Below are 25370 nucleotides of genomic sequence, written 5' to 3'. Positions count from 1 at the left end.
CGCCACATGGATCAGCGGATCAGCTTCATCACGCTCGTCGTCGAGGATGTCGAGACGAGCAGGCGGTTCTACGTCGACGGCCTCCGGTGGGAGCCCGAGCTGCATGTCGCCGGGGAGGTGCTGATGCTGCGGATGGGGGAGCGGCTCATCCTCTCGCTGTGGGACCGGATGGCCGCCGAGCACGAGATCGGTCCCGTCGCCGCAGGCGGCACCCCTCCCGTGACCCTCGCGCACAACCTGGCGGACGAGGCCGGCGTCGACCGGGTGGTCGCCGAGGCACGTGCGGCGGGAGCGGAGATCGTGGCCGAGCCGCAGAAGCGCGAATGGGGCGGGTACTCGGGGTACTTCGCCGACCCCGACGGCTACCGCTGGGAGATCGCGTTCAACCCGGGCCCGATCGGGGAGTCGGTGCTGCCTCAGCCGTGAGGCCAGGCCGCCAGCGCCCGATCGATCGAGGCGCGCGTGGCGGCGGTGGTGCGCTCCACGAGCTCGACGATCGGGGTGCGGTCCTTGGATGACCGTGCGGGAAGCCGCCAGGTGCCGACCACGACGCCGTCGACCAGGATCGCCGGCCGGAACACTCCGTTGCGCCCCGGCACCTGGGCGTCGAGCATCCGGGGGCTCGCCACCAGCGACCGGATGGCGTAGCCGAGCACCCACTCGTCGAACGCCGGCACCAGCGTGACTCCCGACGGGCCGGGCGCATCCGGTTCGCCGATGACCCAGCCCGGAGCGCCCTCGACGGTCACGACGGTCAGATCGTCGATGCGGGCGGCGGCCTGTCGCACCGCGGTCTTCGGCAGCTTCAGCCACCACGCCGCGTCGTCGGCCGTGACCGGGCCACGCGCCAGGACGTAGCCGCGCAGCACGCCGACGAGGTCGTCGGGGTCGGCCTGGACGGGCGGGGTGAGCACGAGCTGCTGCTCGGCACCGGCGAACGGGCCCCAGTGCATCAGCCCGTCCACGGCCAGGTGGAAGATCAGGTGGTAGCCGCGTCCGCTGTCCGTCGCGATGCCGGCGGCCTGCCACAGCGCGAGCGCGTCTGCGCGGGTGAGTCCGCCGTCCTGCAGCGCGTCGCGCAGGATGCCCCTGGCGCGGGCGATCGTGGCGTCGTCGAGACCGAGCTGCGAACGCCGCAGCGCCGCCGAGCGCTGCACGCGCTCGCCGGTGTGATGCAGGATCGCGGCGAGGTGCGCGGGCGTGGTGGCGAACAGGGTGCCGCGCATCGGCCACGAGCGCACGATGTCGCCCGCGTCGAACGCCGCGCGGACGTCGTCGACCGTCGTGCCCGGACGCGAGCGGATGGCGATCGCCCGAAGCACGCCCGGCAGATCCTGCCCCTGGAGGGCCACCGCCCGGGTGACGACCTCGGCGGGCGAGAGATCGGAACCCGCCAGCAGCTGGGCGTCGTACCGGATGCGGCGCGCGTCGATCGCGGGGAGATCCATGGCCTCACGCTAGCCCCGGCCTCCGACAGCGGTGACAGGATCGGGGTATGGAGCTTCATCGCGTGTCCATCGGCATCGCCGCGGCCACAGGTCCCGACGTGGCCCGGCGCATCGCCCCGCTGATCGAGGGAGCCGGCCTCGGCGGACTGTGGGTCAACGAGACGCCGGGGGCCGACGCGCTCGAGGTCGCCGCGGCCGCGCTCGAGGCGACCGAGACGATCCGCGTGGCGACCGGCGTCATCCCGGTCGACCGCCGCCCCGCTGCCGAGCTGCTCGCCGAGCTCGCGCGTCTGCGGCTGCCGCTTCAACGACTGACGCTCGGCATCGGGTCGGGCGGCCGGCGGGCCGGCGCGCTCGACCTCATGCGCGACGCGATCGCCGAGCTGCGGGCGGGCGGCGTGCCCGACATCGCGCTGGGCGCCCTCGGCCCGAAGATGCGCCGGCTCGCGGCCGAGCGCGCCGACGGCGTCGTGCTGAACTGGCTCACGCCCGCCGCGGCGGCTGCGCAGACCGCGGAGCACCACGACGTGGACCCGGCCGGCAGGGTCGTCCTCTACGTGCGCACCGCCGCCGAGGACGCCGCCGTACCGCGGCTCGAGGAGGAGGCCGCTCGCTACGGCGGCTTCCCGTCGTACGCGGCCAACTTCGAGCGGCTCGGATTCGGTCCGCTCGACACCGTCATCCGGCCCGGCGAGGCGCGCGAGCGCATCCCGGCCTACCTCGACGCCGTCGACGAGGTCGTGCTGCGCGCCGTCACGGCGGGCGACGATCCGGATGACTACGCGCGGTTCGTCGAGACGGTCACCGCCGCGATCCGCTGATCCGGTCCTCCGCCCCGGGGGCGTGTCCCACTTGAGGCCCGAATAGACGGCTGAGAGCGGCACCAACTGGGACACGCCCCCGGTGCCGTGGCAGAACGACGAAGCCGCCCCGGACTCCCGGGGCGGCTTCGACGTGAGGCTCAGCGCCGCGCGGCGTACTGCTCGCGGATGACCGCGCGCGTGTCGGGCGCGGGCTCGGCCGAGAGCGACACGGGCCAGGCCGGGCGCTCGCCCGTCAGGGCCCAGGCCGCCTGAACGGCGGCACCCGCGGCGACGTACTCGCCGGGCAGCGGCACGACGACCGGCGCGTCGAACACCTGCGCCGCGATCGCCGAGACCGCGGGGTTCTGGGCCGCGCCGCCGACCAGCAGCACGCGCTCGGCCGTGACACCGTGTTTGCGCACGGCGTCGAGGCCGTCGGCCAGGCCCGAGAGCATGCCCTCGACCGCGGCGCGCGCGAGGTTCTCGCGCGTCGTCGAGGCCAGCGTCAGCCCGAACAGCGTGGCGGTCGCATCCGGCAGGTTCGGCGTGCGCTCTCCCTCGAAGTAGGGCTGCAGCACGAGGCCGTTCGAGCCGGCCTCGGCCGCCAGCGCGAGGCGGCCGAGCTCGTCGTGGTCGACGCCCAGCAGACGCGCGACGGCGTCGAGCACGCGCGCCGCGTTGAGCGTCGCGACCAGCGGCAGGTACAGCCCCGAGGCGTCGGCGAAGCCGGCGACGGCTCCGCTCGCGTCGCGCACCGGCGCATCCGTCACTGCGAAGACGGTGCCGGATGTGCCGATCGAGACGACGACATCGCCCGCGGCGGCGCCGAGGCCCAGCGCGGCACCGGCGTTGTCGCCGCAGCCGGGCGCGATCACCAGGCCGTCGCTGAGCGACCCGGATCCGCCCGTCACCGACTCGGCGGGACCGAGCACGCGGGGCAGGACGACGCCGCTCGCGTCGCGACGCAGCGCCAGCGAGAGCAGCTCGCGGTCGTATTCGCCCGACTCGCCGTCGAAGTAGGCCGTGCCGCTCGCGTCGGAGCGGTCGGTCACGAGCTCGTGCAGCACGGGCCCGAGGGGCGACTCGCCCTCGGGACCGAAGCCGCGCAGCCGCCAGGTCAGCCAGTCGTGCGGCAGCGCGACGGCGGCCACGCGCTCGGCGTTGCCGGGCTCGGCGTCGGCCAGCCAGCGCAGCTTCGTGGCCGTGAACGACGCCACCGGCACGACGCCCGTGCGACGGGCGAACTCCTCGGCCCCGACCTCGGCGGTCAGCGCCGATGCGGCGTCGGCCGACCGGGTGTCGTTCCACAGCAGCGCGGGGCGGATGACCCGGCCGTCCACGTCCAGCGCGACCATGCCGTGCTGCTGCCCGCCGACCGAGATCGCCGCCACGTCCTCGAGGCCGCCGGCGTCGGCCAGCGCGCTCTGCAGCGCGTCCCACCAGAACGCCGGATCGACCTCCGTGCCGTCGGGATGGGTCGCCCGCCCGGAGCGGACGACCTCACCCGTCTCGAGATCCCTGATAACGACCTTGCAGCTCTGCGTCGAGCTGTCGACTCCTGCGACGAGCGTCATCGCCGTCCTTCCTTGCACGTGGTTGACCCGATCGGCCCGAACTCCGGTGGGAATTCGGGCCGATCGGGTCAGAGGGGGTGGATCAGCGCGCGCCGAGCAGGTGCTCGGTGGCGAGCTGCTGCAGGCGGACGAAGCCGAAGCCCTTGCCGCCGTAGTACGCGTCGGTGTCGAAGTCCTCGAACGCCGAGCGGTCGGCGACGAGGTCGGCGACCGTCTCGCCCTCGTTCAGCGTCGGCACCGCCAGCTCGTTGACCTTCGCGGCCTCGAGCGCCTCCTGGACCTCCGGGTCGTTGCGGAAGGCCTTGGCGCGCTCCTTGAGCAGCAGGTACGTCTGGATGTTGGCCTTGGCCGAGTCCCAGACGCCCGTCTCGTCCTCGGTGCGCGAGGGCTTGTAGTCGAAGTGGCGGGGGCCGTCGTAGGCGGGGCCGCCGTTCGGGCCGCCGTTCTCGAGCAGGTCGACGAGCGCGAACGCGTTGTGCAGGTCGCCGTGACCGAACACGAGGTCCTGGTCGTACTTGATGCCGCGCTGGCCGTTGAGGTCGATGTGGTAGAGCTTGCCGTGCCACAGCGCCTGCGCGATGCCGGCCTGGAAGTTCAGGCCCGCCATCTGCTCGTGGCCGACCTCGGGGTTCAGGCCGACGAGCTCGGGGTGGTCGAGCTCGTTGATGAAGGCGAGGGCGTGGCCGACGGTCGGCAGCAGGATGTCGCCGCGGGGCTCGTTCGGCTTCGGCTCGATGGCGAAGCGGATGTCGTAGCCCTTGTCGAGCACGTACTGGCCGAGGAAGTTGAAGGCCTCCTTGTAGCGCTCGAGCGCCACGCGGATGTCCTTGGCCGAGTCGTACTCGGCGCCCTCGCGGCCGCCCCAGGCGACGTAGGTCTTCGCGCCGAGCTCGGCGGCGAGGTCGAGGTTGCGCAGCAGCTTGCGGAGCGCGTAACGACGCACGTCGCGGTCGTTGGAGGTCAGGCCGCCGTCCTTGAAGACCGGGGCGCTGAACAGGTTGGTCGTGGCCATGGGCACGATCAGGCCCGTGTCGTCCAGAGCGCCCTTCAGGCGATCGATCTGCGTCTGGCGCTCGGCGTCCGTGGAGCCGAAGGCGAACAGGTCGTCGTCGTGGAAGGTGAGGCCGTAGGCGCCGATCTCGGCGAGCTTATCGACCACATGCACGACGTCGAGCGCCGGACGGGTCGGGCCGCCGAACGGGTCGGCTCCGTTGTAGCCGATGGTCCAGAGGCCGAAGGAGAACTTGTCGTCCTTGGTGGGCGTGAGCGACATGGTGTTACAGACCCGCTTTCAGCGTCGTCGGTGAATTGTTGTGGAACCAAACATATCAACCGGATGGCCGTCTCGCAACGGACCGCCGCCCGAGCCGATCCGGCTCCGCCCGCGAGTCTTCCACGGCCCGGCGGCTATCGTCGAGCCATGCCGCCGACGTCAGCCGACCACGTCCTCCACGCGCGGGGGAGCGGCCTGGTGGCCGCCCTGACGTTCGACGACGGCCCCGATCCGCGCGCGACCCCTGCTCTGCTCGACTTCCTGCGCGAGCACGGCATCCGCGCCGTGTTCGCCGTGATCGGCGAGTGCATCCTGCGACCGGGCGGGGCGGACATCCTGCGCCGGACCGTCGCCGAGGGGCACGTGCTCTGCAACCACTCCACGTCGTTCGCCGACATGGGCGACTGGCCGGCGGATCGGGTGCGCGCGGATCTCGAGGAGAACCTGCGGATCATCCGGAGCGTCGTCCCGGACGCGGACGTGCCGTACTGGCGCGCGCCGAACGGCAGCTGGGGAGGGACGGCCGAGGTGGCGGCCTCGCTCGGGATGCGCCCGCTCGCGGTCGCGAACACGATCCTCGACTGGGAGACGCAGGATGTGCCCACGCTCGTCGAGAACCTCCGCGCGGCGATGCGCCCCGGCGAGCTCGTGCTCGCCCACGACGGCGGCGGCGACAGGCGCGGCACGCTCGAGGCGGTGCGGAGCGTCGTGACCGAGCGCCTCGCCGAGGGCTGGCGGTTCACGCTGCCGGCCGCGTGACCGGGGTCAGGCGAGCAGCAGGTACAGCGCCCCGACGATCGTGAGCACGATCACGACGAGCTCGAACGTGCGCTGATCCAGCCTCCCGAGCAGCATCCGGCCGAGGAACGCGCCGGCGATCACGCCGGGGATGAGCAGGAGATCCATGAGCACGGTCGGAATCTGGATGATCCCGAGCCCGATCGAGAAGGGCAGCTTGGCGAGGTTGATGCCCGCGAAGAACCACGCCGCCGTGCCCAGGAACGCGCGCACGGGGAAGCGCGCGGCGAGGAAGTACATCGTCATGACGGGGCCGCCCGCGTTGGCCACCATCGTCGTGAACCCGCCGAGCGTGCCGTAGGCGACCGCAGCGACGCGGCCGCTGCGGGGCTCGTCCTCACCGGCCCGCCATCTGCGCCACAGGGTCACGGCGATGACGAGCAGCAGGATGGCGCCGATCACCCGGCGCGTCCAGGTGTCGTCCGCGAAGCCGAGGAAGATCCACCCCAGCACCATCCCCGCCGCCAGCGCCGGGATCAGCGGCAGCAGGGCGCGCAGCCGCGCGTGCTTGCGGTGCATCCAGATCGCGAACCAGTCGCCGACGATGAGCAGCAGGAGGAGGGCCCCCGTCGACGCCCGCGCCGGCAGCACCGCCGCGAACAGCGCGATCGCGAGGGTGTTGACGCCGGGGAGAGCGGTCTTCGAGACCCCGACCGCCACGGCCCCGAGCGCGAGCGCGGCCCACGCGAGGGCGGACAGTTCGGGCATCCGGCCAGGCTATCCGCCCGCGGGCCGGGTCAGGCGATCGCGGCGTCGACAGCTGAGCCGTCCGGCAGCGTGATCCGGTAGTCGCCCTTCCACCCCTCGATGCGCACGCGCCCCTCGGCGTCCGTGCGCATCGTGGTCGGCGGCAGCCACCACTCGCCGCGGATGAGCGCATGCAGGCGGTCGTACGCCGGCTTGCGGGTGCCGTCCGCGCGCAGCAGGCCGATGGGCGCGCCGAGCCACGCGCCCTCGTCGGTGATGCCCCAGTAGGTGATCGCCTCGACGGCCGGATGACCTGCGAGCGTGCGGTAGAGGCGCTCGATCTCGTCCGCCTGGCGGGCCTCGCCCTCGGGCGTCGACGGCCAGGAGTCGACGACGTAGTCGTTCAGATCCTCGATGTGCGCGGGCATGATGTCGCCGGACACGACGCTCGACTCGGTGAAGTGCAGCGGCAGGCCGAAGCGCGCGAAGCGGTCGGCGACCTCGAGCAGCTGCTCCTCGCCGCGGAAGCCCTGGTGCATGTGGGTCTGCAGGCCGATCGCGTCGATCCGGACGCCGGCCTCGAGCGCGTCCTCGATCACCCGCTCGTAGCGTGCGGACAGGTCGAAGTCGTTGATCAGCAGCGTGGCATCGGGGTTCGCCGCACGGGCGGTCTCGAATGCGAGCCGGACGATCCCGGTGCGGCCGAGCTCGCGCGCGAGGCGGGAGACGGCGTTCGGGATGCCGTCGGGCTCGTTCACGAAGTCGGGCATGATCGCGACCTCGTTGATCGCGTCCCACGTGTCGACCAGCCCTGCGAAGTCGGTGACCTCGCGCGTGACGCGAGCCCGGATGATCCGCTCGACGTCCTCCGCCGGCTCGCGATCGAGCCAGGCGGCCTTGACGGTGTGCCAGACGAGGGGATGTCCCTTCACGCGCACGCCCCGCTCGGCGAACCAGCGGGCCGCCGTGCGCAGCCGGGCGGTGTCGGGGCGGCCCCGCTCGGGCTCGAAGCCGCCCCAGTAGAACGGCAGCGTCGCGGTGTCGAACAGCGCGAGCCAGTCGGCGGCGAGCTGCGACAGATCGGCCTCGCCGTTCGCGTGCGGCACGAGCTCGAAGCCGATGTTCCCGAACGCGAAGGCATGGCGCGTCTGCTCGACGGCCACGTCGCGGTGGGCGAGCGGCGCTCCGTCCGCGTCGACCAGTGCGACCTCGGCGGATCCGGTGCGGGCGCTCATGCGGAGGCTCCGGGGGCGCGGGTGGTGTCGCGCAGGACCAGCTCCGCGGGCATCCGGATGTGCTCGGTGGCTCCGCCGTCGAGCATGGACAGGAGCAGGCGCACGGCCGAGACGCCCATCTCATGCAGGGGCTGGCGGATCGTCGTGAGCCCCGGGCGGTTGCCCGCGGCGGCCGGGAGGTCGTCGAATCCGATGACCGAGAGATCCTCTGGCACGCGAAGGCCCCTTTCCGTGGCGATGCGGATGACCTCGAGCGCGGTCATGTCGTTGGCGGCGAAGACGGCGGTGGGGCGGTCGTCGCGGTCGAGCATCTCGCCGATGGCGCGGGTGGCGAGCGACGCCCGGTAGCCGCCGTCGAAGATCAGGGTGTCGTCCACTGCCAGGCCGGCGTCGGCGTGCGCCGCGCGGAAGCCGTCCTCGCGCCGCTGCGCCGAGACCAGGTCGGTGCGGCCGCGCAGGTGCGCGACCCTGCGGTGCCCGAGAGAGATCAGGTGCTCTGTCGCCATCCGGGCGCCGCCGAAGTTGTCGGTGTCGATGACGGCGGGACCGGTGGGGCCGGTGTGGGGGTCGATCGCGACGATCGGCACGGACGTCTCGTCGAGGTTCACGGTCGGCGTGACGATGATCGCGCCGTCGACGAGCGTGCCGCCCAGGCGGGAGAGCGAGCGCCGCTCCCATCCGGCGTGGTCGCCCGCCGAGACGCTTCCGGCATACGCGAGGATGTCGTACTGCGTGTCGCGGAGCGCATACGAGACGCCCTGCAGCAGTTGCTGGGCGAAGGGCTCGAACTCGGCCACGAAGACGCCGATGACCTGGGTGCGGCTCTTGCGCATGGACGACGCGATGAGCGAGGTCTCATAGCCGAGCTCGTCGACCACTCCCATGACGCGCGCGCTGGTCGAGGCGGCGATGCCGTCCCTTCCGTTCACGACCTTCGAGACGGTCGCGACGGACACTCCGGCGGCGACGGCGACGTCCCGGATCGTGACGCGCCGATGCGGCGCCTGGTCTCCGACGGTCACACTCACGCTGTCCCCACTTCACGGCTGATACCCACGCGAGGCGGGGTGCGGCTTTCTCGCACCGTAACCGAGCCACGTCGCAGGGTGTACTCAGCCTACCGCGTCGAAAACGTTATCGATAACGTTTGACAACCCCGGCGCGCCGGTGTCAGAGTCATGCAGAACGCATCGGAGGCCCTGGCGATCCGAGCCAGGAGGTGCGTCACTCAACGAGGAGGAAACACCCCCATGAACGTTCGCAGGACATGGATGGCCGCGGCGGCCCTGACGGCGACGGTGGGCCTCGCGCTCACGGGCTGCGCCGGCAGCGGCAACACCGGCGGCGGCAACTCTGGCGACGGCGGCTCGGGCGACAGCGACACCATCGTCTGGTGGCACAATTCGAACACCGGCGAGGGCAAGGAGTACTACGACAAGGTCGCCGCCGACTTCGAGAAGGCCCACGAGGGCGTCACCGTCAAGGTCGAGGCCATGCAGCACGAGGACATGCTGACCAAGCTGCAGGCGGCCTTCCAGGGCGGCGACGACTCGCAGATCCCCGACGTCTACATGAGCCGCGGCGGCGGCGAGCTCAAGGCCGAGGTCGAGGGCGGCCTCGTCCGCGACCTGACCGAGGACGCCTCGGAGACGATCGACAAGATCTCGGCGTTCACCGACCAGTACACGGTCGAGGACAAGGTCTACGCGCTGCCCTACTCGATGGGCATCGTCGGCTTCTGGTACAACAAGGACCTCTTCAAGGCCGCCGGCATCGACGAGGTCAACCCGGCCCCGACGATGGACGAGTTCGAGGGCTACGTCGAGAAGCTGAAGGCCGCGGGCACCGCCCCGATCTCGGTCGGCGCCGGCGACAAGTGGCCTGCCGCGCACTACTGGTACTACAACGTGGTCCGCGAGTGCTCGTTCGACACCGTCCAGGCGGCGATCGAGGACAAGGACTACTCGGACGAGTGCTTCATCAAGGCCGGTGAGCGTCTCGAGGACACCATCGCGCTCGAGCCCTTCAACGCGGGCTTCCTGAGCACCCCCGCCCAGTCGGGCCCGACCTCGGCCTCCGGCCTGCTCGCCACCGGCAAGGTCGGCATGCAGCTCGCCGGTCACTGGGAGCCCGGCGTCGCCGGCGGTCTGACCGAGGACGGCAAGGTCCCGCCGTTCCTGGGCTGGTTCGCCTACCCGACGTTCGACGGCCAGGCGGGCGACCCCGCCGACCAGATGGGCGGCGGCGACGCCTGGTCCGTCTCGACCGGCGCCCCTGACGCCGCGGTCGAGTTCGCCGAGTACCTGCTCTCGGACGAGGTGCAGACCGGCTTCGCCGAGCTCGACATGGGTCTGCCGACCAACCCTGCCGCGACCGGTTCGATCGCGAACGAGACGCTCGCGCAGCTCATCCCCGTCCGCGACGCGGGTGGCAACACGCAGCTCTACCTGGACACGCGCCTCGGCCAGTCGGTCGGTGGAGCGATGAACGACGCGATCGCCCTCGTGTTCGCCGGCCAGGCCGGCCCGCAGGACGTCGTCGACGCGATCCAGTCCGCAGCAGAAGCGGAGTGACCGACGTGGCAGACGACGTGACCGCGCCCGCGGCCGCCTCGCCTGCGACGTCCTCCCACACGGGCGCGCCCGCCGCACGCACTTCGGTGCGTGGGGCGGGCGCCGCCACGGGCGGACGCCGCACGCAGGCGAGCGCCGCCCAGTGGCGCAAGCGCGCAGAGATCGCCTTCTTCGTGGGGCCCGCGCTCATCCTGTTCGCGCTCTTCGTGGTGTGGCCCATCATCACGGCCGTGCAGATGTCCCTGTACAAGTGGCGCGGCTTCGGTCCGATGGTCGACTTCGTCGGCCTCGGCAACTACATCTCCGTGCTGACCAACGACGTCTTCACCGACGCGCTGGTGCACAACCTGATCATCATCGTGGGATCGATCCTGCTCCAGCTGCCGCTGGGCCTCGCGATCGCCCTCCTGCTGAACCGCAAGATGTGGGGCCAGGGGCTCCTGCGGACCATCATCTTCGTGCCGTATGTGCTCGCCGAGGTCATCGCCGGTGTCGTGTGGTTCCAGTTGCTGCAGCCGCAGTACGGCGTGATCGACACGATCCTCAAGGCCATCGGCCTCTCGGGGCCGCCGCAGGGCTTCCTCGGCACCCCCGACCTCGCGCTCTGGACCGTCCTGGTCGTCCTGACCTGGAAGTACCTGGGCCTTGCGGTCATCCTGTTCCTCGCAGGTCTGCAGGGCGTGCCCGAGGACCTCTACGAGGCGGCCCAGCTCGACGGCGCCTCCTGGTGGCAGGTGCAGCGGAAGATCACCATCCCGCTCCTCGGCCCGACCATGCGCACGTGGGCGTTCCTGTCGATGATCGGCTCGCTGCAGCTGTTCGACATGGTGTGGATCCTCACCCAGGGCGGCCCGGCCAACGCCACCACCACGATGGCCACGTTCCTGATCGACCAGGGCACCCGCCGTCAGAACTTCGGCATCGCCGGCGCCGCGTCGGTCGTGCTGTTCGTGATCGCGCTCGTGCTCGCCGTCGCCTACCAGCAGTTCATCCTGAGCCGCGACACGCGACCGGACGACGGCCGCGGCGAGAAGAAGACCAAGAAGGGGGCGAAGGCATGAGCGAGACGCATGCTCTGATCGTTCCGAAGAAGACGAACGCCGGCCCGCGCCGCCGCAGCAGCGCGGGGAAGTACTCGGGCGGAAACCCGCTCGTCTACGCCATCGCGCTCGTCGTGGTCGCCGTGACGCTCGGCCCCGTGCTCTACGGAGTGCTGGGCGGCTTCCGCACCAACGCGCAGCTGGCCGGCGAACCGGCCGGGTTCCCCGACCCGTGGGTGTTCGACAACTACGCCGGCGTGCTCGCCCCGGACTCGCCGTTCTGGCGCTACGCCCTGAACTCGACGATCATCGCCGTGGTGACGACCGCCATCGTCGTCATCTTCGGCGTCATGGCGGCGTACCCTCTGGCCCGGTACCGGTTCAAGGGCCGCGAGGCGCTGTTCATGGTCTTCGTCATCGGCCTGCTGTTCCCGGCCACCGTCGCGATCGTGCCCCTGTTCATCCTGCTCACGCAGAACTTCGGCCTCGGCAACACATGGTGGGGCGTCGCCCTCCCGCAGGCGGCGTTCGCGCTGCCGACGACGGTGGTCATCCTGCGCCCGTTCCTGATGGCGCTGCCGCAGGAGCTCGAGGAGGCCGCGATGCTCGACGGCACCAGCCGCATCGGCTTCTTCTGGCGCATCCTGCTGCCGCTGTCGGCGCCGGGCATGGTGACGGTCGGCGTGCTCGCGTTCGTGGGCTCGTGGAACTCCTACCTGCTTCCGCTGCTCCTGCTGCAGAGCGACATGAAGACCCTGCCGCTGGGCGTCGCCGACTTCTCATCGGAGCACTCGGCCGACACGGCGGGCGTCTTCGCCTTCACCACCCTCGCGATGATCCCGGCGCTGGTGTTCTTCCTCGCCATGCAGAAGCGCATCGTCAACGGCCTGCAGGGCGCCGTCAAGGGCTGAGCCCCGTCGCTCCGCCGCAACGACAGATCTTTGGAGACACCCATGTCGCTTGACACCATCCCCGTGGGCACCGACGTGCCCGCGTTCCCCGAGGCCTCCGAGCGCGTCCGCGCGCTGCTGGCCGAGATGACGCTGGAGGAGAAGGCCGCCCAGATCGTCGGCTACTGGCTCGACCAGGGCGGCGAGGTCGTCGCCCCCATGGCCGACGAGATGAGCACGGCGAAGGACGGCCGCACGCTCGCCGACATCACGAAGGACGGCCTCGGCCAGTACACGCGCGTGTACGGCACGCGTCCGGTCGAACCGGCCGAGCGCGCGGCGTGGCTGTGGAACGAGCAGCGTCGCCTCAAGCGCGAGACCCGCCTGGGGATCCCCGCGCTGGTGCACGAGGAGTGCCTGACCGGCCTCGCCGCCTGGAAGGCCGCGACCTTCCCGACGCCGCTGGCGTGGGGCGCGTCGTTCGACCCCGAGCTCGTGGCCGAGATGGGCGCGCTGATCGGCGAGTCCATGCGCGACCTCGGCATCCACCAGGGGCTCGCCCCGGTGCTCGACGTCATCCGCGACCCCCGCTGGGGCCGCGTCGACGAGTGCATCGCCGAGGACCCGTACCTCGTCGGCACGGTCGGCACCGCCTACGTGCAGGGCCTGCAGTCCACGGGCGTGCACGCCACGCTGAAGCACTTCCTCGGGTATTCGAACTCGCGCGCCGGCCGCAACCACGCGCCGGTGCACGCCGGGCCGCGCGAGGTGGCGGATGTGTTCCTCCCGCCGTTCGAGATGGCGATCCGCGACGGCGGCGTCAAGAGCGTCATGAACAGCTACGCCGAGATCGACGGCGTGCCGGTCGCCTCCAACCCCGACCTGCTCACGACGCTGCTGCGCGACCAGCTCGGCTTCGACGGCGTCGTGGTCGCGGACTACTTCGCGATCGCGTTCCTCGAGGTCATGCACGCCGTCGCCGCCGACCGCGGCGAGGCCGCCGCCCAGGCGCTCACGGCCGGCATCGACATCGAGCTGCCGTCGGGCGACGCGTACCTCGCGCCGCTCGTCGAGCGCGTGCGCGCCGGCGAGCTCGACGAGGCATATCTCGACCGCGCAGTGATCCGCGCCCTCACCCAGAAGGAGGAGCTCGGCCTGCTCGAGCCCGACGTCTTCGAGGACGAGGCGCCCACCGAGATCGACCTCGACAGCCCGCGTCACCGCGCGGTGGCGCTGCGCCTGGCCGAGGAGTCGCTCGTGCTGCTGTCGAACGAGGGCGCGCTGCCGCTCGCGGCCGACGCCCGCCAGGTCGCGGTGATCGGCCCCAACGCCGACCGCGCCGCCGCGCTGCAGGGGTGCTACTCGTTCGCGAACCACGTGCTCGCGCACCACCCCGGGTACGAGATCGGCTTCGAGATCCCGACGGTGCGCGAGGCGCTCGCGGCGGCCCTGCCCGAGGCGGAGGTCGTGTTCGCCGAGGGCTGCCAGGTGGAGGGCGACGACCGCTCCGGCTTCGACGCCGCCGTCTCCGCGGCCGCGGACTCGGAGGTCGCTGTGGTCGTCGTGGGTGACCAGGCGGGCCTGTTCGGCCGCGGCACCGTCGGCGAGGGAAACGACGTCGAGTCGCTCGACCTGCCGGGCGTCCAGCGCGAGCTCGTCGACGCAGTCGTCGCGACCGGCACCCCCGTCGTGCTTGTCGTGCTGACCGGCCGCCCCTACGCGATCGCATGGGCGGTCGACGGCGAGCAGCCCAAGCCCGCCGCGGTGCTGCAGGCGTTCTTCCCCGGCGAGGAGGGCGGTCCCGCGATCGCCAACGTCCTCACCGGGAAGACGGCGCCGTCCGGTCGCCTGCCGATCAGCCTGCCGCGCTCGTCCGGATCCTCTCCGTACAGCTACCTGCATCCGATCCTCGGCGGTCCGTCGGACGTCACGTCGACCGACTCGACGCCGCTGCGTCCCTTCGGCTTCGGCCTGTCGTACGCGACCTTCGCGTACGACGACCTGCAGGTCACGGCGACGGCGGCGACCGACGGCGCCTTCGAGGCCGCGGTCACGGTGACGAACACCGGCGAGGTGGCGGCGACGGATGTCGTGCAGCTCTACGCCCGCGACGTCGTCGGCTCGGTCACGCGCCCCGTCGCCCAGCTGCTCGGCTACGTGCGCGTCGCGCTCGAGCCGGGTCAGTCGCGCCGCGTCACGTTCGACGTCCCCACCCAGCGCCTGTCGCTCACCGACCGGACCCTGACGCGCGTCGTCGAGCCCGGCGAGGTCGAGGTGTGGGCGGCATCGCACGCCGAGGCGTCGGCGAAGCTGACCGGCCCCGAGGAGACGACCGGCGGCGTGATCTCCAACGAGAAGGCGCGCGGCGTGCGCGTCATCCCCGGCGAGGCCACCGCGCGCGAGGTCGTCACGCTCACGGGTGACGTCCACGTCGTGACGCCCGAGGACGCCCGCATCGTCGGCGTCCGCATCGACTGACAGACCAGGCGGATCCGGATCCCCCGGTCGAGAACCCGAACTCGCCGGGGGGATCCGGATCCGTCGACGTGCGCGCCCGTCGTGATCCGGCTGCGGCCGCAGCGTGCGTGGCTGCGGGGATGTGCGCGCCCGGCTCGGTAGCGTAGAGCCGAACCGGAAGACCGAGGACTGACATGCACGAACGGGCCACGAGCGTCGAGGGCGTGCGCAGGACGAACCTCGGCGCGGTGCTGCGGCTCGTCCACCACGAGGGAGCGCGGTCGCGCGCGGTGATCACCGCCGAGACGGGCCTGAACCGCTCGACCGTGTCCGACCTCGTCGCGACGCTGGTCGGCGCCGGCCTCGTAGAGGAGCGGGATCCGGATCCGACGCGCCGCGTGGGACGGCCGTCGCCGATCGTCGCGCCCAGCGAGGACGTGGTGGCGATCGCGATCAACCCCGAGGTCGACGCGCTCGAGGTCGGGGCGGTGACCCTCGGCGGACGGGTGCGCGCCCGCACGCGCGAGAGCGTCGGCATGGCCGTGGAGGACGTCGTCGCCGCGGTCGCCCGGATCGTCGACGGCTGGAGATCCGGCGCGCTGCGCGGCTGCCGCATGGTGGGCGGCGGTGCCGCGGTGCCGGGGCTCGTGCGCGCCTCGGACGGCGTCGTGCGCCTCGCTCCGCACCTCGGCTGGCGCGACGAGGACATCGCGAGCCGCCTCGCCGAGGCGACGGGCCTGAGGTTCCTGATCGGCAACGACGCGTCGCTCGGCGCGCGCGCCGAGCGCCTGTTCGGCGCCGCGCGCGATCACGCCGACGTGATCTACCTCAACGGCGGCGCATCGGGCATCGGCGGCGGGCTTGTGCTCCACGGCATGGCCATCGGCGGGGCGGAGGGCTACGCGGGCGAGTGGGGCCAGAGCCGGCCCGGCATCCTGCTCGAGGCCGACCGGCGCACCACCCAGGGAGTGCTCGAGGACGAGGTCAATCGCGGCAGGCTGCTCGACGCGGTCGGGCTTCCCTCGGCCGATGACGCGGCCCTCGCCCGCGCGCTCGCCGAGGCGACCGACGGCGAGGTGACCGGCGAGATCCAGCGGCAGCGCCGTATCCTGTCCGCCGCGCTCGCCAACGCGGTCAACGCCCTGAACCCGTCGGTGATCGTGCTCGGCGGCTTCCTGGCGATCCTGCACGAGCACGATCCGGAGGGGCTGCTCGACCTGGTCCGCGATCAGGCCCTCTCGGCGCCGACCGAGCGCCTCGAGATCCGTGCGGCCGCTCTCGGCGCCGATCGCCTGCTCATCGGCGCCGCCGAGGCCGCGTTCGAGCCTCTGCTGGCCGACCCGCTCGCCTGACCCGCGCTCACCGGCGCGCGCCGCTCGCTGACGGCGGATCGGTGTCGAGCGGCCCTCATCCGGCGGCGTAGGGGCCGCTCCGCACCCGGCCGCGTCCGGCTCCGGCCTGACGCGGCGGCCGATCGGTGCCGAGCGGCCCTCATCCGCGAGGGAAGGGGCCGCTTCGCACCGGATCCCGGCGCCCGGGCGTCAGAGGATGCCGAGCACGCCGTCGACGCGGCGGGGGATGCCCAGGGGGTTCCCCTCCTGCAGGGCAGGGGGGAGCAGGTCGGCCGGCGCGTCCTGGTAGGCGACCGGGCGCTGGAAGCGGCGCACGGCCGTGGCGCCCACCGAGGTGAACTGCGTGTTCGTGGCGGGCCAGGGGCCGCCGTGGTGCTGGCCCCAGCTGACGGCGACGCCGGTCGGCCAGCCGGAGAACAGCACGCGGCCGGCGACCTCCTCGAGGCGCGTGACGAGGGCGGTGACGTCCTCGCCGGCCTCGTGGTGCACGGTCGCGGTCAGGCCGCCGGGGAGCGCGTCGAGCGCCGACTCGAGCTCCTCCGCAGACGAGTACCGGACGAGCAGCGTGAACGGCCCGAACACCTCCTCCAGCAGCTGATGCGAGTGCTCAAGCAGGGTGGCGACGTCCGTCGCGGCGACGAGGGGTGCGGGTCCGTCGCCGGCCTCGCCCGTCGCGACGACCTCCACGCCCGGCACGCCCGACACCCGCTCGATGCCCGCGGCGAAGCCATCCGTGATGGCGGGCGTGAGCAGGCGCGGCGGGGTGATCAGGTGCCCGGGAAGCGCCGCCTCGAGGGCGGATCCCGCGGGAAGGAAGACCACACCGGGCTTCGTGCAGAACTGTCCGGCACCGAGCTGGAACGAACCGGCGAGTCCCTCGGCGAGCGAGGCTCCGCGTGCGGCATCCGCGCCGGGCGTCACGACGACGGGGTTCAGCGAGCCGAGCTCGCCGTAGAACGGGATCGGCTCGGGGCGCGCCGCGGCGCGGTCGAGCAGCGCGCGACCACCGCGGACGGATCCGGTGAAGCCGACGGCCCGGATCACCGGGTGGTCGACGAGCGCGAGCCCTGCCTCGAAGCCCTCGATCAGCGCGAACACTCCCTCGGGCGCCCCGGCCTCGGCAAGCGCCCGAGCGACGCCCTCCGCCATGCGCCGCGAGGTCTCCGGGTGGCCGGGATGGGCCTTGACCACAACGGGGCAGCCGACGGCGAGAGCCGACGCGGTGTCGCCGCCGACGACCGAGAACGCGAACGGGAAGTTCGACGCCGCGAACACCGCGACGGGCCCGAGCGGGCGCAGCACGCGCCGCAGGTCGGGGATCGGGGGAGTGGCGGACGGATCCGGATGGTCGATGATCGCCTCGAGGTACGAGCCCTCCTCGACCACCTTCGCGAACAGGCGCAGCTGCGCGGTCGTGCGCGCGAGCTCGCCCGCCAGACGAGGGTTCGCCGGCAGCGCCGTCTCCCGTGCGGCGACCTCGATGAGCCCCTCGGCGTCGGCATCGACCGCGTCGGCGGCGCGGCGCAGCCACTCGGCGCGGGTCGGGTCGTCCGTGCGCACGGTGACCGCGAAGGCGTCCTTCGCGGCGCGCGCGATCCGGTCGACCTCATCGATCGTCGTGTCAGTCACTTCGTCTCCCTTCGGTCGCTCACTGCGGCGATTGTGCGGGCCGGTCTCGTCGCTCAGCGGAAGCGGATGCCGAGGCCGAGCGGCGGCCCGCCCGTGACCCAGCCGTCCGCGACGGTCACGCCCGTCGGCTCGACCAAGGCGCCCAGCGCGCCGAAGGCGGCGTCCTCGACATCCTCGATCCAGGTCGTCTCGGGAAGCGTATACGCAAGCTGGGAGCTCAGCTCCGGAAGCAGATGCGGCGCGAGCTCGATGCCGCGCTCGCGGGCGAGGTCCGCGATCGCGAGGAACGGGGTGATGCCGCCCACGCGCACGATGTTCGGCTGCGCGACCTGCAGCGCCCCCGCGTCGAGGAAGTCGCGGAAGCGGTGAACGGTGTGGATGTTCTCGCCCGCGGCGATGGGCACGTCGATCCGCCGCGCGAGCTCCCGGTATCCGGCGAGGTCATCCGCCCGCAGGGGCTCCTCGATCCAGCCGATGCGGTGCTCGGCGAGGGCCGGGATCGCCCGGGTCGCGGTGTCGAGATCCCACCGCTGGTTGGCGTCGACGAGCAGGCGCCGATCCGGCCCCAGCACGTCGCGCACCGCGGCGATGCGGTCGAGGTCCTCGGCGAGGTCGGGCTTGCCGACCTTGACCTTGATCGCCTGGAAGCCCGCGGCGACCCAGCGCTCCGCCTGCGCGACGAGCTCCTCGAGCGGGTAGTGCAGGTTCACGCCGCTGCCGTAGGCGGGAAGGCGGTCGTGGCGGCGGCCGATGAGGTCGGTCACCGAGGTGCCGGCGCGCCGCGCGCGCAGGTCCCACAGTGCGAGGTCCAGCCCCGCGAGCGCGATGGTGGTGACGCCTCCGCCGCCCGCCTCGTGCACGTGGCGCCAGAGGTCGTGCCAGATGCCGGGCTCCGCGGGGCGCCCCACGGCCGCGGGGATCAGGTCCTCCTCCAACAGCGCCGCGACGGCCGCGCCGCCGATCGACGGCGTCCAGGAGAACCCGTGGCCCTCCCCGCCGTCGGCGTCCCGCACCCGCACCGCGACCACCCGGATGTCCGTGACCTCCGGTCCCCACGGTCTCGTGAGCGGGATCCGGATCAGCCGCGTCGCGACGTCCCGGATCGCCGGGGCGGGCGTGGGTGTGGGTGCGTCGGTCACGCCAGCAGCTCCCGCCCCGCGGCGAGGATCGCCTCCAGCCGCCCGACCTGCTCGGGCGTGGGGTCGACGAGCGGGGCGCGCACGGACCCCACGGGAAGACCGTCGAGGCGCACGCCCGCCTTGATCAGCGAGACAGCGAACCCCGGCGTCTCGTCCCGGAGGTCGACCAGGGGCGCGTAGAACCCGTCGAGCAGGCGCGCCTGCGCGTCCAGGTCGCCCGCGCGATGGGCGGTGAAGAAGGCGACCGCGATCTCGGGGGCCATCGCGAACACGGCCGAGGAGTACATCGGCACGCCGATCGCGGTGTACGCGGCCTGGGTCATCTCGGCCGTCAGCAGGCCGTTGAAGAACAGGATGTCCCGCCCGGTGCGCTCACGGTGCGCGGCGGCGGCCCGCACGAAGCGCTGCGCGACGGCGAGGTCGCCGACGCCGTCCTTGATGCCCACGACCTGCGGCAGCTCGAGCACCCGGGCGATCGACGCGGGGGTGAACTGCGCGTTGCCGCGGTGGTAGACGATCAGCGGCAGCTCGGTCGCCGCGGCGATCGCCTCGACGTACGCGACGAGCCCCGCCTGCGGGCCCTGCACAAGGTAGGGGGGCATAACGAGCAGGCCGTCGGCACCGAGTCGCTCGGCCTCTCGCGCGCAGGCGAGGGCGTGGCCGAGCGGCCCGCCGACGCCGGTCAGCACGGGCACGCGTCCGGCCGTGGCGCGCACGGAGGCGTCGACGACCGTGCCGTACTCGTCGACCGACAGTGCGTGGAACTCGCCCGTGCCGCACGCCGCGAACACCGCCCCCGGCTCGAAGGCGACGCGGTCGGCGACGTGCTGCTCGACGAGCTCGGCATCCACCCGCCCCGCCTCGTCGAACGCCGTGACGGGGAAGAACAGCACCCGGTCGGGGATCACGAGCGCGGGGACACGGGTATCAGGCATGCGGGGCCTCCTGGGCATGGGGGCGGATCGGGTCGGTGTGCGAAGCGGCGGACGGCACGGAATCGCGGCGCAACTCGGTGCGCCACGTCCGGCGCGCGCGCCAGCTGAGCAGCCGTTCGGCGCGGGCGCTCGAGAACACCGGATCCGATCCGGAGAGGGCGGATGCCGCCGCGGCGGTCTCCGGCACGAGCTCGCGGAGCGCGTCGGGCGTCGGGGCGTCGACAAGCGCGTCCGGGGCGGCGACGAAGAACACCTCGCCGTTCGGCACCTCGGTCGCGCGCGCGAGCCAGGCGACCACGAAGTCGCCGGCGTCGCGGGCATCGAGGTAGTTGAACAGCGCCACGGCCGACAGCGCCGGGCGCGCGAGGCGCTCGGCGACCGTGTGCCCCTGCTGGGTCGGCGCGCCTTCCCACTCCTCGGGGGCGATCACGTAGCAGGGGCGGAACACGCCGAATCGGGCGCGGTGGCCGTCGCGGCGCACCGCCATCCGGATGATCTCCTCGATCGCGACCTTCGAGGCCGAGTACCCGTTCCACGGCGCGACAGGATGGGCCTCGTCGAGCGGGAGGTACGCCGGCTGCCAGCCGGACGGGGCCCCGTACCCGATGACGGTCGGGCTGGAGGCGACGAGCAGCGCCCCGGCGCCCGCGGCGAGCGAGGCCTCGAGCACGCTCCACAGCAGGCGCGTGTTGACGTCGAAGATGTCGGCGTCGGGGAGCGAGCCGGGCACCGCGATCGCGGCGAGGTGCACGACGGCATCGGGGGCGATCTCGGCGAACGCGGTCCTCGTCGCGGAGGTGTCGAGCAGGTCTGTCTCGATCTGACGCGCCGGCAGTCCGTCGATCCGGACGCGGTCGATGGACACGACCTCGTTCCCGGCCTCGGCGAGCGCGGAGACGACGCTGCGCCCGAGTCGCCCGGCACCGCCGGTGACGAGGATCCGGCTCATGCGCCGGCCTCCGCCAGCGCCGCGCCCGCCGCGCCGAGGTCGAGGTCGGCGATGGCGACCGCCTGGCCGCTCTCGAGCGAGCGGTTGCCGGCGAGGCCGACGACCATCGACCGCACGCCGTCCGACCAGTCGGCGGTGCGGCCGAGCGGGTCGTCCTGCGGTCCCACGAAGACATCGCGCAGCAGCACGGCGTCGCCGCCGCCGTGCCCGCCGACTCCCTCGGGGATCGGCACCTCGCGCGCCGGCTCGAAGTGCTTCTGCACAACGAGGCGCTCGCCCACGGGGCGCTGCGTGTCGCCCGCGACGAGGTCGGGGCGGGCGCTGGGGTCGACGACCGTCCGGCCGTCCTCATCGACGAGCACCGAGCCGCGCTCGATCACCGTGAGCTCGGCGCGGCCGAGCGTGCCGTTCACCGCGACCGTGTAGCCCTCCCAGGGGGAGTGGGCGTTGAGCGAGTACGACATCGTGCTGCCGCGGGAGTAGTCGACGACGAGCGCGAGGTTGTCCTCGATCGTGATTCCCGGATCGAACACGTCGCGGTCGCGCAGGTAGCCGTCGTATTCCTCCTGGTCGAGGTAGAGACCCTTCCAGGTCGGGTCGGTGCGCAGGTCGAGGCTGAAGCGGTCGCGCAGCGGCGAGTCGGTGGTGCCGCGCTCGGGACGGGGTCCGAGACCGCGCCGCCGGGCGTTCTCCGCGCCGTAGAAGCGCAGCCCGCCCGACGCGTACACGCGGGTCGGCACATCCGAGATCCACCAGTTGACGAGGTCGAAGTGGTGGCTCGACTTGTGGATCAGCAGGCCCCCCGAGCGCGACTTGTCGCGGTGCCAGCGGCGGAAGTAGTCGGCGCCGTGGGCCGTGTCGAGCACCCACTCGAAGTGCACGCTCGTGACCTCGCCGATCTCGCCCGACGCGATCACCCGCTTCAGCTCGCTGTTGCGGGGCGAGTAGCGGTAGTTGAACGTGATGGTCACATCGCGGCCCGTGCGCGCTGCCGCATCCGCGATCCGCCGCACTCCGTCCTCGCTCGTCGTCAGCGGCTTCTCCACGACGACGTCGGCGCCGGCATCGAGCGAGGCGACGATGTAGTCGGCGTGCGTGAAGTCGGGGGAGGTGATGATCACCCGGTCCACCGCGTGATCCCGGATGGCGCCGGCGAGGCCGTCCGGCTCGAAGCGCGCGGGCGAGCCGAGGCCCGGGTGCCGCGACAGCGACCACTCCTGCCGCCCGGGGTTCGTGTCCGTCCAGGCGACGAGCTCAGCGCTCTCGGCGTGCGTCGTCTCGATGGCGTGCAGGTACATCTGCGCGCGGGATCCGGAGCCCACGAGGGCATAGCGGAGGCGGGACAAGGCGCGGTCCTTTCACTTGATGCCGGACGTCGCGGAGCCCTTGATGAGGAACCGCTGGCCGAACAGGAATACGAGGAACAGGGGGATCAGGGAGACGACGCTCATCGCGAACATCGAGCCGTAGTCGGAGCTCGACTGCGCGTCGAGGAAGCCCTTCAGCGCGAGCGAGGCGGGGAACAGCTCGGGAAGGCGCACGTAGATCAGCGGGCCGAAGAAGTCGCCCCACGTCCAGATGAACGTGAAGATCGAGGTGGTCGCGAGCGACGGGACGATGAGCGGCAGCGTGATCTGGAAGTAGCTGCGGACATGCCCGGCGCCGTCGATGCGGGCCGCCTCGAACAGCTCCTTCGGCAGGCCGCGGATGAACTGCACCATGAGGAAGATGAAGAACGCCTCGGTGGCGAGGAACTTCGGCGCGATGAGCGGCAGGAACGTGTTCAGCCAGCCCAGCTCCTTGAAGATGATGAACTGCGGCACGAGCAGCACCTGGAAGGGAAGCATGATCGAGCCGAGCATGATCGCGAACGCGAGGTTCTTGTAGCGGAACCGCAGCCGAGCGAACGCGTACGCCGCCATGGAGCACGAGACGAGGTTGCCGACGATCGCGCCGAGGGCGATGATCGCCGAGTTCAGCAGGAACTGTCCGAACGGATGCTGCAGGTCGTTCCACCCGTTGACGTAGTTCTCGGTCGTCAGGTTCGTGGCGAACAGGCTGAGGTCCCGGAAGATCTCGCCGTTCGGCTTGAAGCTGGACACCACGAGCCACAGCAGCGGGTAGATCATCAGGATCGACACCCCGGCGAGCAGGATGTGCTTGCCCACGGAGCGCAGGGCGCCGGGGCCGGCTCCCGCGCGGCGGCGGCGCAGCGGCTGCGCGCCGGGGCGGATCAGGGTCTCGGTCTCAGTCGTCATAGAACACCCAGTACTTCGAAAGCCAGAAGTTGAACGCCGTGAAGGCCGCGATCACCAGCACGAGGAACCACGCCATCGCCGAGGCGTATCCCATGTCGAGCTCGGTGAAGGCCTCCTTGTAGAGCAGCAGCGTGTAGAACATGGTCGCGTCGCCCGGACCGCCCGTGCCGCCGGAGACGACGTAGGCCTGGGTGAACGACTGGAACGCGAAGATGATCTGCAGCACGAGGTTGAAGAAGATCACCGGCGTGAGCAGCGGGAACGTGATCGAGAAGAACTGGCGCACCCGGCCGGCGCCGTCCATCGCGGCGGCCTCGTAGTACATGTCCGGGATCTGCCGCAGGCCCGCGAGGAAGATCACCATGGGCGATCCGAACGTCCACACGTGCAGGATGATCAGCGTCCCGAGCGCGAAATCGGGGTGCCCGATCCATCCGGGGCCCTCGATTCCGAACCACGACAGGAAGCCGTTGACGAGGCCCTCCTTGCCGAACACCTGACGCCACAGGATCGCGATCGCCACCGAGCCGCCGAGCAGCGACGGCAGGTAGAAGATCGACCGGTAGAACGACAGGCCGCGCATTCCCTTGTCGAGCAGGATGGCCAGCCCCAGCGCCAGCGCCAGCTGCAGCGGGACGCTGACGATCACGTAGACAACCGTGACGCGGAAGGAGTTCCAGAACCGCGCGTCCGAGAACATCGCCGTGAAGTTGTCGATGCCCGTCCATTCGGGCGGACGCAGGAGGTTGTACTCCGTGAACGACAGATAGAGCGACGCGACGATCGGGCCGACGGTGAGACCGATGAGGCCGATCAGCCAGGGAAGGAGGAAGACCAGCGCGACCTTGTTGTCGGGGTACTTCTCCTTGACGCGCGGCCCGCCGTCCTTGCGCCGGAGCGCAATCGTGCGGAGCTCGCCGAGACTGCTCACTTGACCTCCTCGTCACAGTGACACCCGCCGGAGCGCAGGGAGATTGCTCGGCGCTCCCGTGAAAGCGGTTTCACGAATGTGATGATTATCAGCACGTCTCGGCGGTTCCGTCAAATGCCGGGCGCTATCGTTGACGGATCCGGCGCAGGTGCCGGGTGAGGGAGGAACCGGATGGCAGGCCGTGAGAGCGTGACCATCGCCGACGTCGCGCGGTATGCAGGCGTCTCGCCGGCCACGGTGTCGCGCGTCATGAACGGCCGCTTCGCGGGCGAGGAGCAGATCGCGGAGCGCGTGCGGGACGCGGCCCGCGAGCTGTCGTATGCCCCGAGCCCGCTTGCGCGCAGCCTCGCGCTCGGGCGCACGCATGCAATCGCCTTCGTCGTGCCGGACCTCGCGAACCCCGCCTTCCAGTCGGTGCTCGCGGGGCTCAGCAAGACGGCCGCGCGCGACGGCTACCGCGTCCTGATCGCCGACTCGGGCGAGTCGCCGAGCGAGGAGCCTCTGCTTGCGGCCGAGATCCGCCGCCGCACCGACGCCATCGTGCTGTGCGCGCCGCGCATGCCCGAGGACGAGCTGATCGCGATCGTGGACCGGCTGCAGCCGCTCGTGCTCATCAACCGCCGCCTTCCCGAGGACATCGGATCGGCGCCCTCGTTGGCGATCGACTACCGCACGGGCATCCACGCCCTTGCCTCGCATCTCTATGGCCTCGGCCATCGTCACCTCGCGTACGTGCACGGCCCCGAGCGCAGCGCCTCCAACGCCGAGCGCGAGCGCGGGCTCGAGGACTTCACGCGCGAGCATTCGGACGTTCGGATCGATCGGATCCCCGCGGGAGCCGGCTCCGACGACGGGCGGGCGGCGGCCCCCCGAGTGAAGTCCAGTGGGGCGACCGGAGCGCTGGCGTTCAACGATCTCGTAGCCATCGGGCTCATCGGAGGGTTCCGTGAACTCGGCCTGCGCGTGCCGGACGACATCTCGGTCACGGGCTTCGACGACATCCCCCTCGCCCAGTACGTCGACCCCGCGCTGACGACCGCGTCGGTATCGCACGGCGAGCTGGGCGTGGTCGCCTGGAACCGGATGCATGCGCTCATCCGCGGCGAGGAGCCGGGGCACGACGTGGTCTTCCGGCCGCGCCTCGAGGTGCGCGCCTCGGCTGCGGCGCCGCGCGCCTGAGCGCGGCTCCATGTCAGCTCGCCCGTCTCGCGGGCGAACGTCGCTCGTTCCGGCGGCGACACGGCCGAAGACGCGTTGACACTCTGGCAGCGCGGTGCTAGTTTCCGTGAAAGCGGTTTCTCGGACCCTCGCAGGAACCGCGCGGACGGCGTCCCGAACAGCCACTGGCCGTCCCGCACCCGGTACAACGGCGGCCATGGCGGCCGTCCCTCTCCGAAAC

The 25370-nt window shown here is 71.9% G+C and carries 22 protein-coding genes; 9 read left to right on the top strand and 13 right to left on the bottom strand.

Annotated features, from left to right (window positions below):
• Positions 1-6 precede the first annotated feature (6 nt).
• Entirely contained in the window at positions 7-426 is a 420-nt protein-coding gene (locus IR155_RS01885) for a VOC family protein (RefSeq protein WP_135112583.1), read from the top strand.
• Here the strand turns inward: IR155_RS01885 and IR155_RS01880 are convergent.
• Complete coding sequence (locus tag IR155_RS01880) at positions 417-1448, bottom strand: winged helix DNA-binding domain-containing protein (RefSeq protein WP_135112582.1); 1032 nt, start codon at positions 1446-1448, stop codon at positions 417-419. The two genes, IR155_RS01885 and IR155_RS01880, sit on opposite strands and share 10 nt — an antisense overlap.
• A gap of 47 nt (positions 1449-1495) precedes the next feature.
• Here IR155_RS01880 and IR155_RS01875 point away from each other — a divergent pair, with 47 nt between their 5' ends.
• Positions 1496-2269, top strand: coding sequence for an LLM class flavin-dependent oxidoreductase (locus IR155_RS01875; RefSeq protein ID WP_135112581.1), 774 nt, complete (start codon positions 1496-1498; stop codon positions 2267-2269).
• A gap of 140 nt (positions 2270-2409) precedes the next feature.
• Here IR155_RS01875 and xylB read toward each other — a convergent pair whose 3' ends face one another.
• Positions 2410-3825, bottom strand: coding sequence for a xylulokinase (gene xylB, locus IR155_RS01870; protein ID WP_135112580.1), 1416 nt, complete (start codon positions 3823-3825; stop codon positions 2410-2412).
• An 82-nt stretch (positions 3826-3907) separates the two neighbouring features.
• The gene (gene xylA / locus IR155_RS01865; protein WP_135112579.1) at positions 3908-5098 is read right to left on the bottom strand and encodes a xylose isomerase; all 1191 of its coding nucleotides are present in this window, start codon (positions 5096-5098) and stop codon (positions 3908-3910) included.
• A 147-nt stretch (positions 5099-5245) separates the two neighbouring features.
• Here xylA and IR155_RS01860 point away from each other — a divergent pair, with 147 nt between their 5' ends.
• Positions 5246-5857 carry a polysaccharide deacetylase family protein gene (locus IR155_RS01860; RefSeq protein ID WP_228066507.1) on the top strand — a complete coding sequence of 204 codons (612 nt, stop codon included), beginning with the start codon at positions 5246-5248 and terminating at the stop codon, positions 5855-5857.
• A 6-nt stretch (positions 5858-5863) separates the two neighbouring features.
• Here the strand turns inward: IR155_RS01860 and IR155_RS01855 are convergent, their stop codons facing one another.
• From IR155_RS01855 to IR155_RS01845, 3 genes are read right to left on the bottom strand one after another with little or no spacing between them, the layout of a single operon-like run.
• Positions 5864-6604 carry a sulfite exporter TauE/SafE family protein gene (locus IR155_RS01855; protein WP_135112576.1) on the bottom strand — a complete coding sequence of 247 codons (741 nt, stop codon included), beginning with the start codon at positions 6602-6604 and terminating at the stop codon, positions 5864-5866.
• 29 nt (positions 6605-6633) lie between these two features.
• The gene (locus tag IR155_RS01850; protein WP_135112574.1) at positions 6634-7818 is read right to left on the bottom strand and encodes an endo-1,4-beta-xylanase; all 1185 of its coding nucleotides are present in this window, start codon (positions 7816-7818) and stop codon (positions 6634-6636) included.
• Complete coding sequence (locus IR155_RS01845) at positions 7815-8846, bottom strand: LacI family DNA-binding transcriptional regulator (RefSeq protein WP_322783505.1); 1032 nt, start codon at positions 8844-8846, stop codon at positions 7815-7817. Before IR155_RS01845 ends, IR155_RS01850 begins: the two co-directional genes overlap by 4 nt.
• Before the next feature lie 222 nt (positions 8847-9068).
• Between IR155_RS01845 and IR155_RS01840 the strand changes: the two genes are divergently transcribed.
• From IR155_RS01840 to IR155_RS01820, 5 genes are all read left to right on the top strand, one after another.
• Entirely contained in the window at positions 9069-10391 is a 1323-nt protein-coding gene (locus IR155_RS01840) for an extracellular solute-binding protein (protein WP_228066506.1), read from the top strand.
• 5 nt (positions 10392-10396) lie between these two features.
• Positions 10397-11452 (top strand): carbohydrate ABC transporter permease, encoded by a 1056-nt coding sequence (locus tag IR155_RS01835; RefSeq protein ID WP_135112690.1) that lies wholly within the window; start codon positions 10397-10399, stop codon positions 11450-11452.
• Positions 11449-12342, top strand: coding sequence for a carbohydrate ABC transporter permease (locus IR155_RS01830; RefSeq protein WP_135112570.1), 894 nt, complete (start codon positions 11449-11451; stop codon positions 12340-12342). The genes IR155_RS01835 and IR155_RS01830 overlap by 4 nt, the downstream gene beginning before the upstream one ends.
• A 42-nt stretch (positions 12343-12384) precedes the next feature.
• On the top strand, positions 12385-14799 hold the full coding sequence (locus IR155_RS01825) for a beta-xylosidase/alpha-l-arabinosidase (protein WP_135112568.1): 2415 nt from the start codon (positions 12385-12387) through the stop codon (positions 14797-14799).
• A gap of 173 nt (positions 14800-14972) precedes the next feature.
• Entirely contained in the window at positions 14973-16130 is a 1158-nt protein-coding gene (locus IR155_RS01820) for an ROK family transcriptional regulator (RefSeq protein WP_135112566.1), read from the top strand.
• A gap of 189 nt (positions 16131-16319) precedes the next feature.
• Here the strand turns inward: IR155_RS01820 and IR155_RS01815 are convergent, their stop codons facing one another.
• Genes IR155_RS01815 through IR155_RS01785 form a run of 7 tightly spaced genes read right to left on the bottom strand, consistent with a single transcriptional unit; the run spans position 16320 to position 23971 of the window.
• Positions 16320-17759, bottom strand: a complete 1440-nt coding sequence (locus tag IR155_RS01815; protein WP_135112565.1) for an aldehyde dehydrogenase (NADP(+)) — start codon at positions 17757-17759, stop codon at positions 16320-16322.
• 53 nt (positions 17760-17812) lie between these two features.
• Positions 17813-18898, bottom strand: coding sequence for a mandelate racemase/muconate lactonizing enzyme family protein (locus IR155_RS01810; protein ID WP_233441063.1), 1086 nt, complete (start codon positions 18896-18898; stop codon positions 17813-17815).
• A complete protein-coding gene (locus tag IR155_RS01805) occupies positions 18895-19833 on the bottom strand; it encodes a 5-dehydro-4-deoxyglucarate dehydratase (RefSeq protein WP_228066505.1) in 939 nt (312 codons plus the stop codon). Before IR155_RS01805 ends, IR155_RS01810 begins: the two co-directional genes overlap by 4 nt.
• Positions 19826-20782: an NAD-dependent epimerase/dehydratase family protein gene (locus IR155_RS01800; protein WP_135112563.1), complete on the bottom strand. Its 957-nt coding sequence runs from the start codon at positions 20780-20782 to the stop codon at positions 19826-19828. Before IR155_RS01800 ends, IR155_RS01805 begins: the two co-directional genes overlap by 8 nt.
• Positions 20779-22080 (bottom strand): Gfo/Idh/MocA family protein, encoded by a 1302-nt coding sequence (locus IR155_RS01795; RefSeq protein ID WP_135112684.1) that lies wholly within the window; start codon positions 22078-22080, stop codon positions 20779-20781. Before IR155_RS01795 ends, IR155_RS01800 begins: the two co-directional genes overlap by 4 nt.
• Positions 22081-22140: 60 nt before the next feature.
• Positions 22141-23040 carry a carbohydrate ABC transporter permease gene (locus IR155_RS01790; protein ID WP_135112561.1) on the bottom strand — a complete coding sequence of 300 codons (900 nt, stop codon included), beginning with the start codon at positions 23038-23040 and terminating at the stop codon, positions 22141-22143.
• Positions 23030-23971 (bottom strand): carbohydrate ABC transporter permease, encoded by a 942-nt coding sequence (locus IR155_RS01785; protein ID WP_135112559.1) that lies wholly within the window; start codon positions 23969-23971, stop codon positions 23030-23032. The genes IR155_RS01790 and IR155_RS01785 overlap by 11 nt, the downstream gene beginning before the upstream one ends.
• Positions 23972-24142: 171 nt before the next feature.
• Here IR155_RS01785 and IR155_RS01780 point away from each other — a divergent pair, with 171 nt between their 5' ends.
• On the top strand, positions 24143-25150 hold the full coding sequence (locus IR155_RS01780; RefSeq protein ID WP_135112557.1) for a LacI family DNA-binding transcriptional regulator: 1008 nt from the start codon (positions 24143-24145) through the stop codon (positions 25148-25150).
• The last annotated feature ends 220 nt before the right edge of the window (positions 25151-25370 follow it).

It is taken from the genome of Microbacterium paludicola, from assembly GCF_015235415.1.
Lineage (GTDB): Bacteria > Actinomycetota > Actinomycetes > Actinomycetales > Microbacteriaceae > Microbacterium > Microbacterium paludicola.
This window is presented reverse-complemented; position numbering and strand designations above follow the sequence as displayed.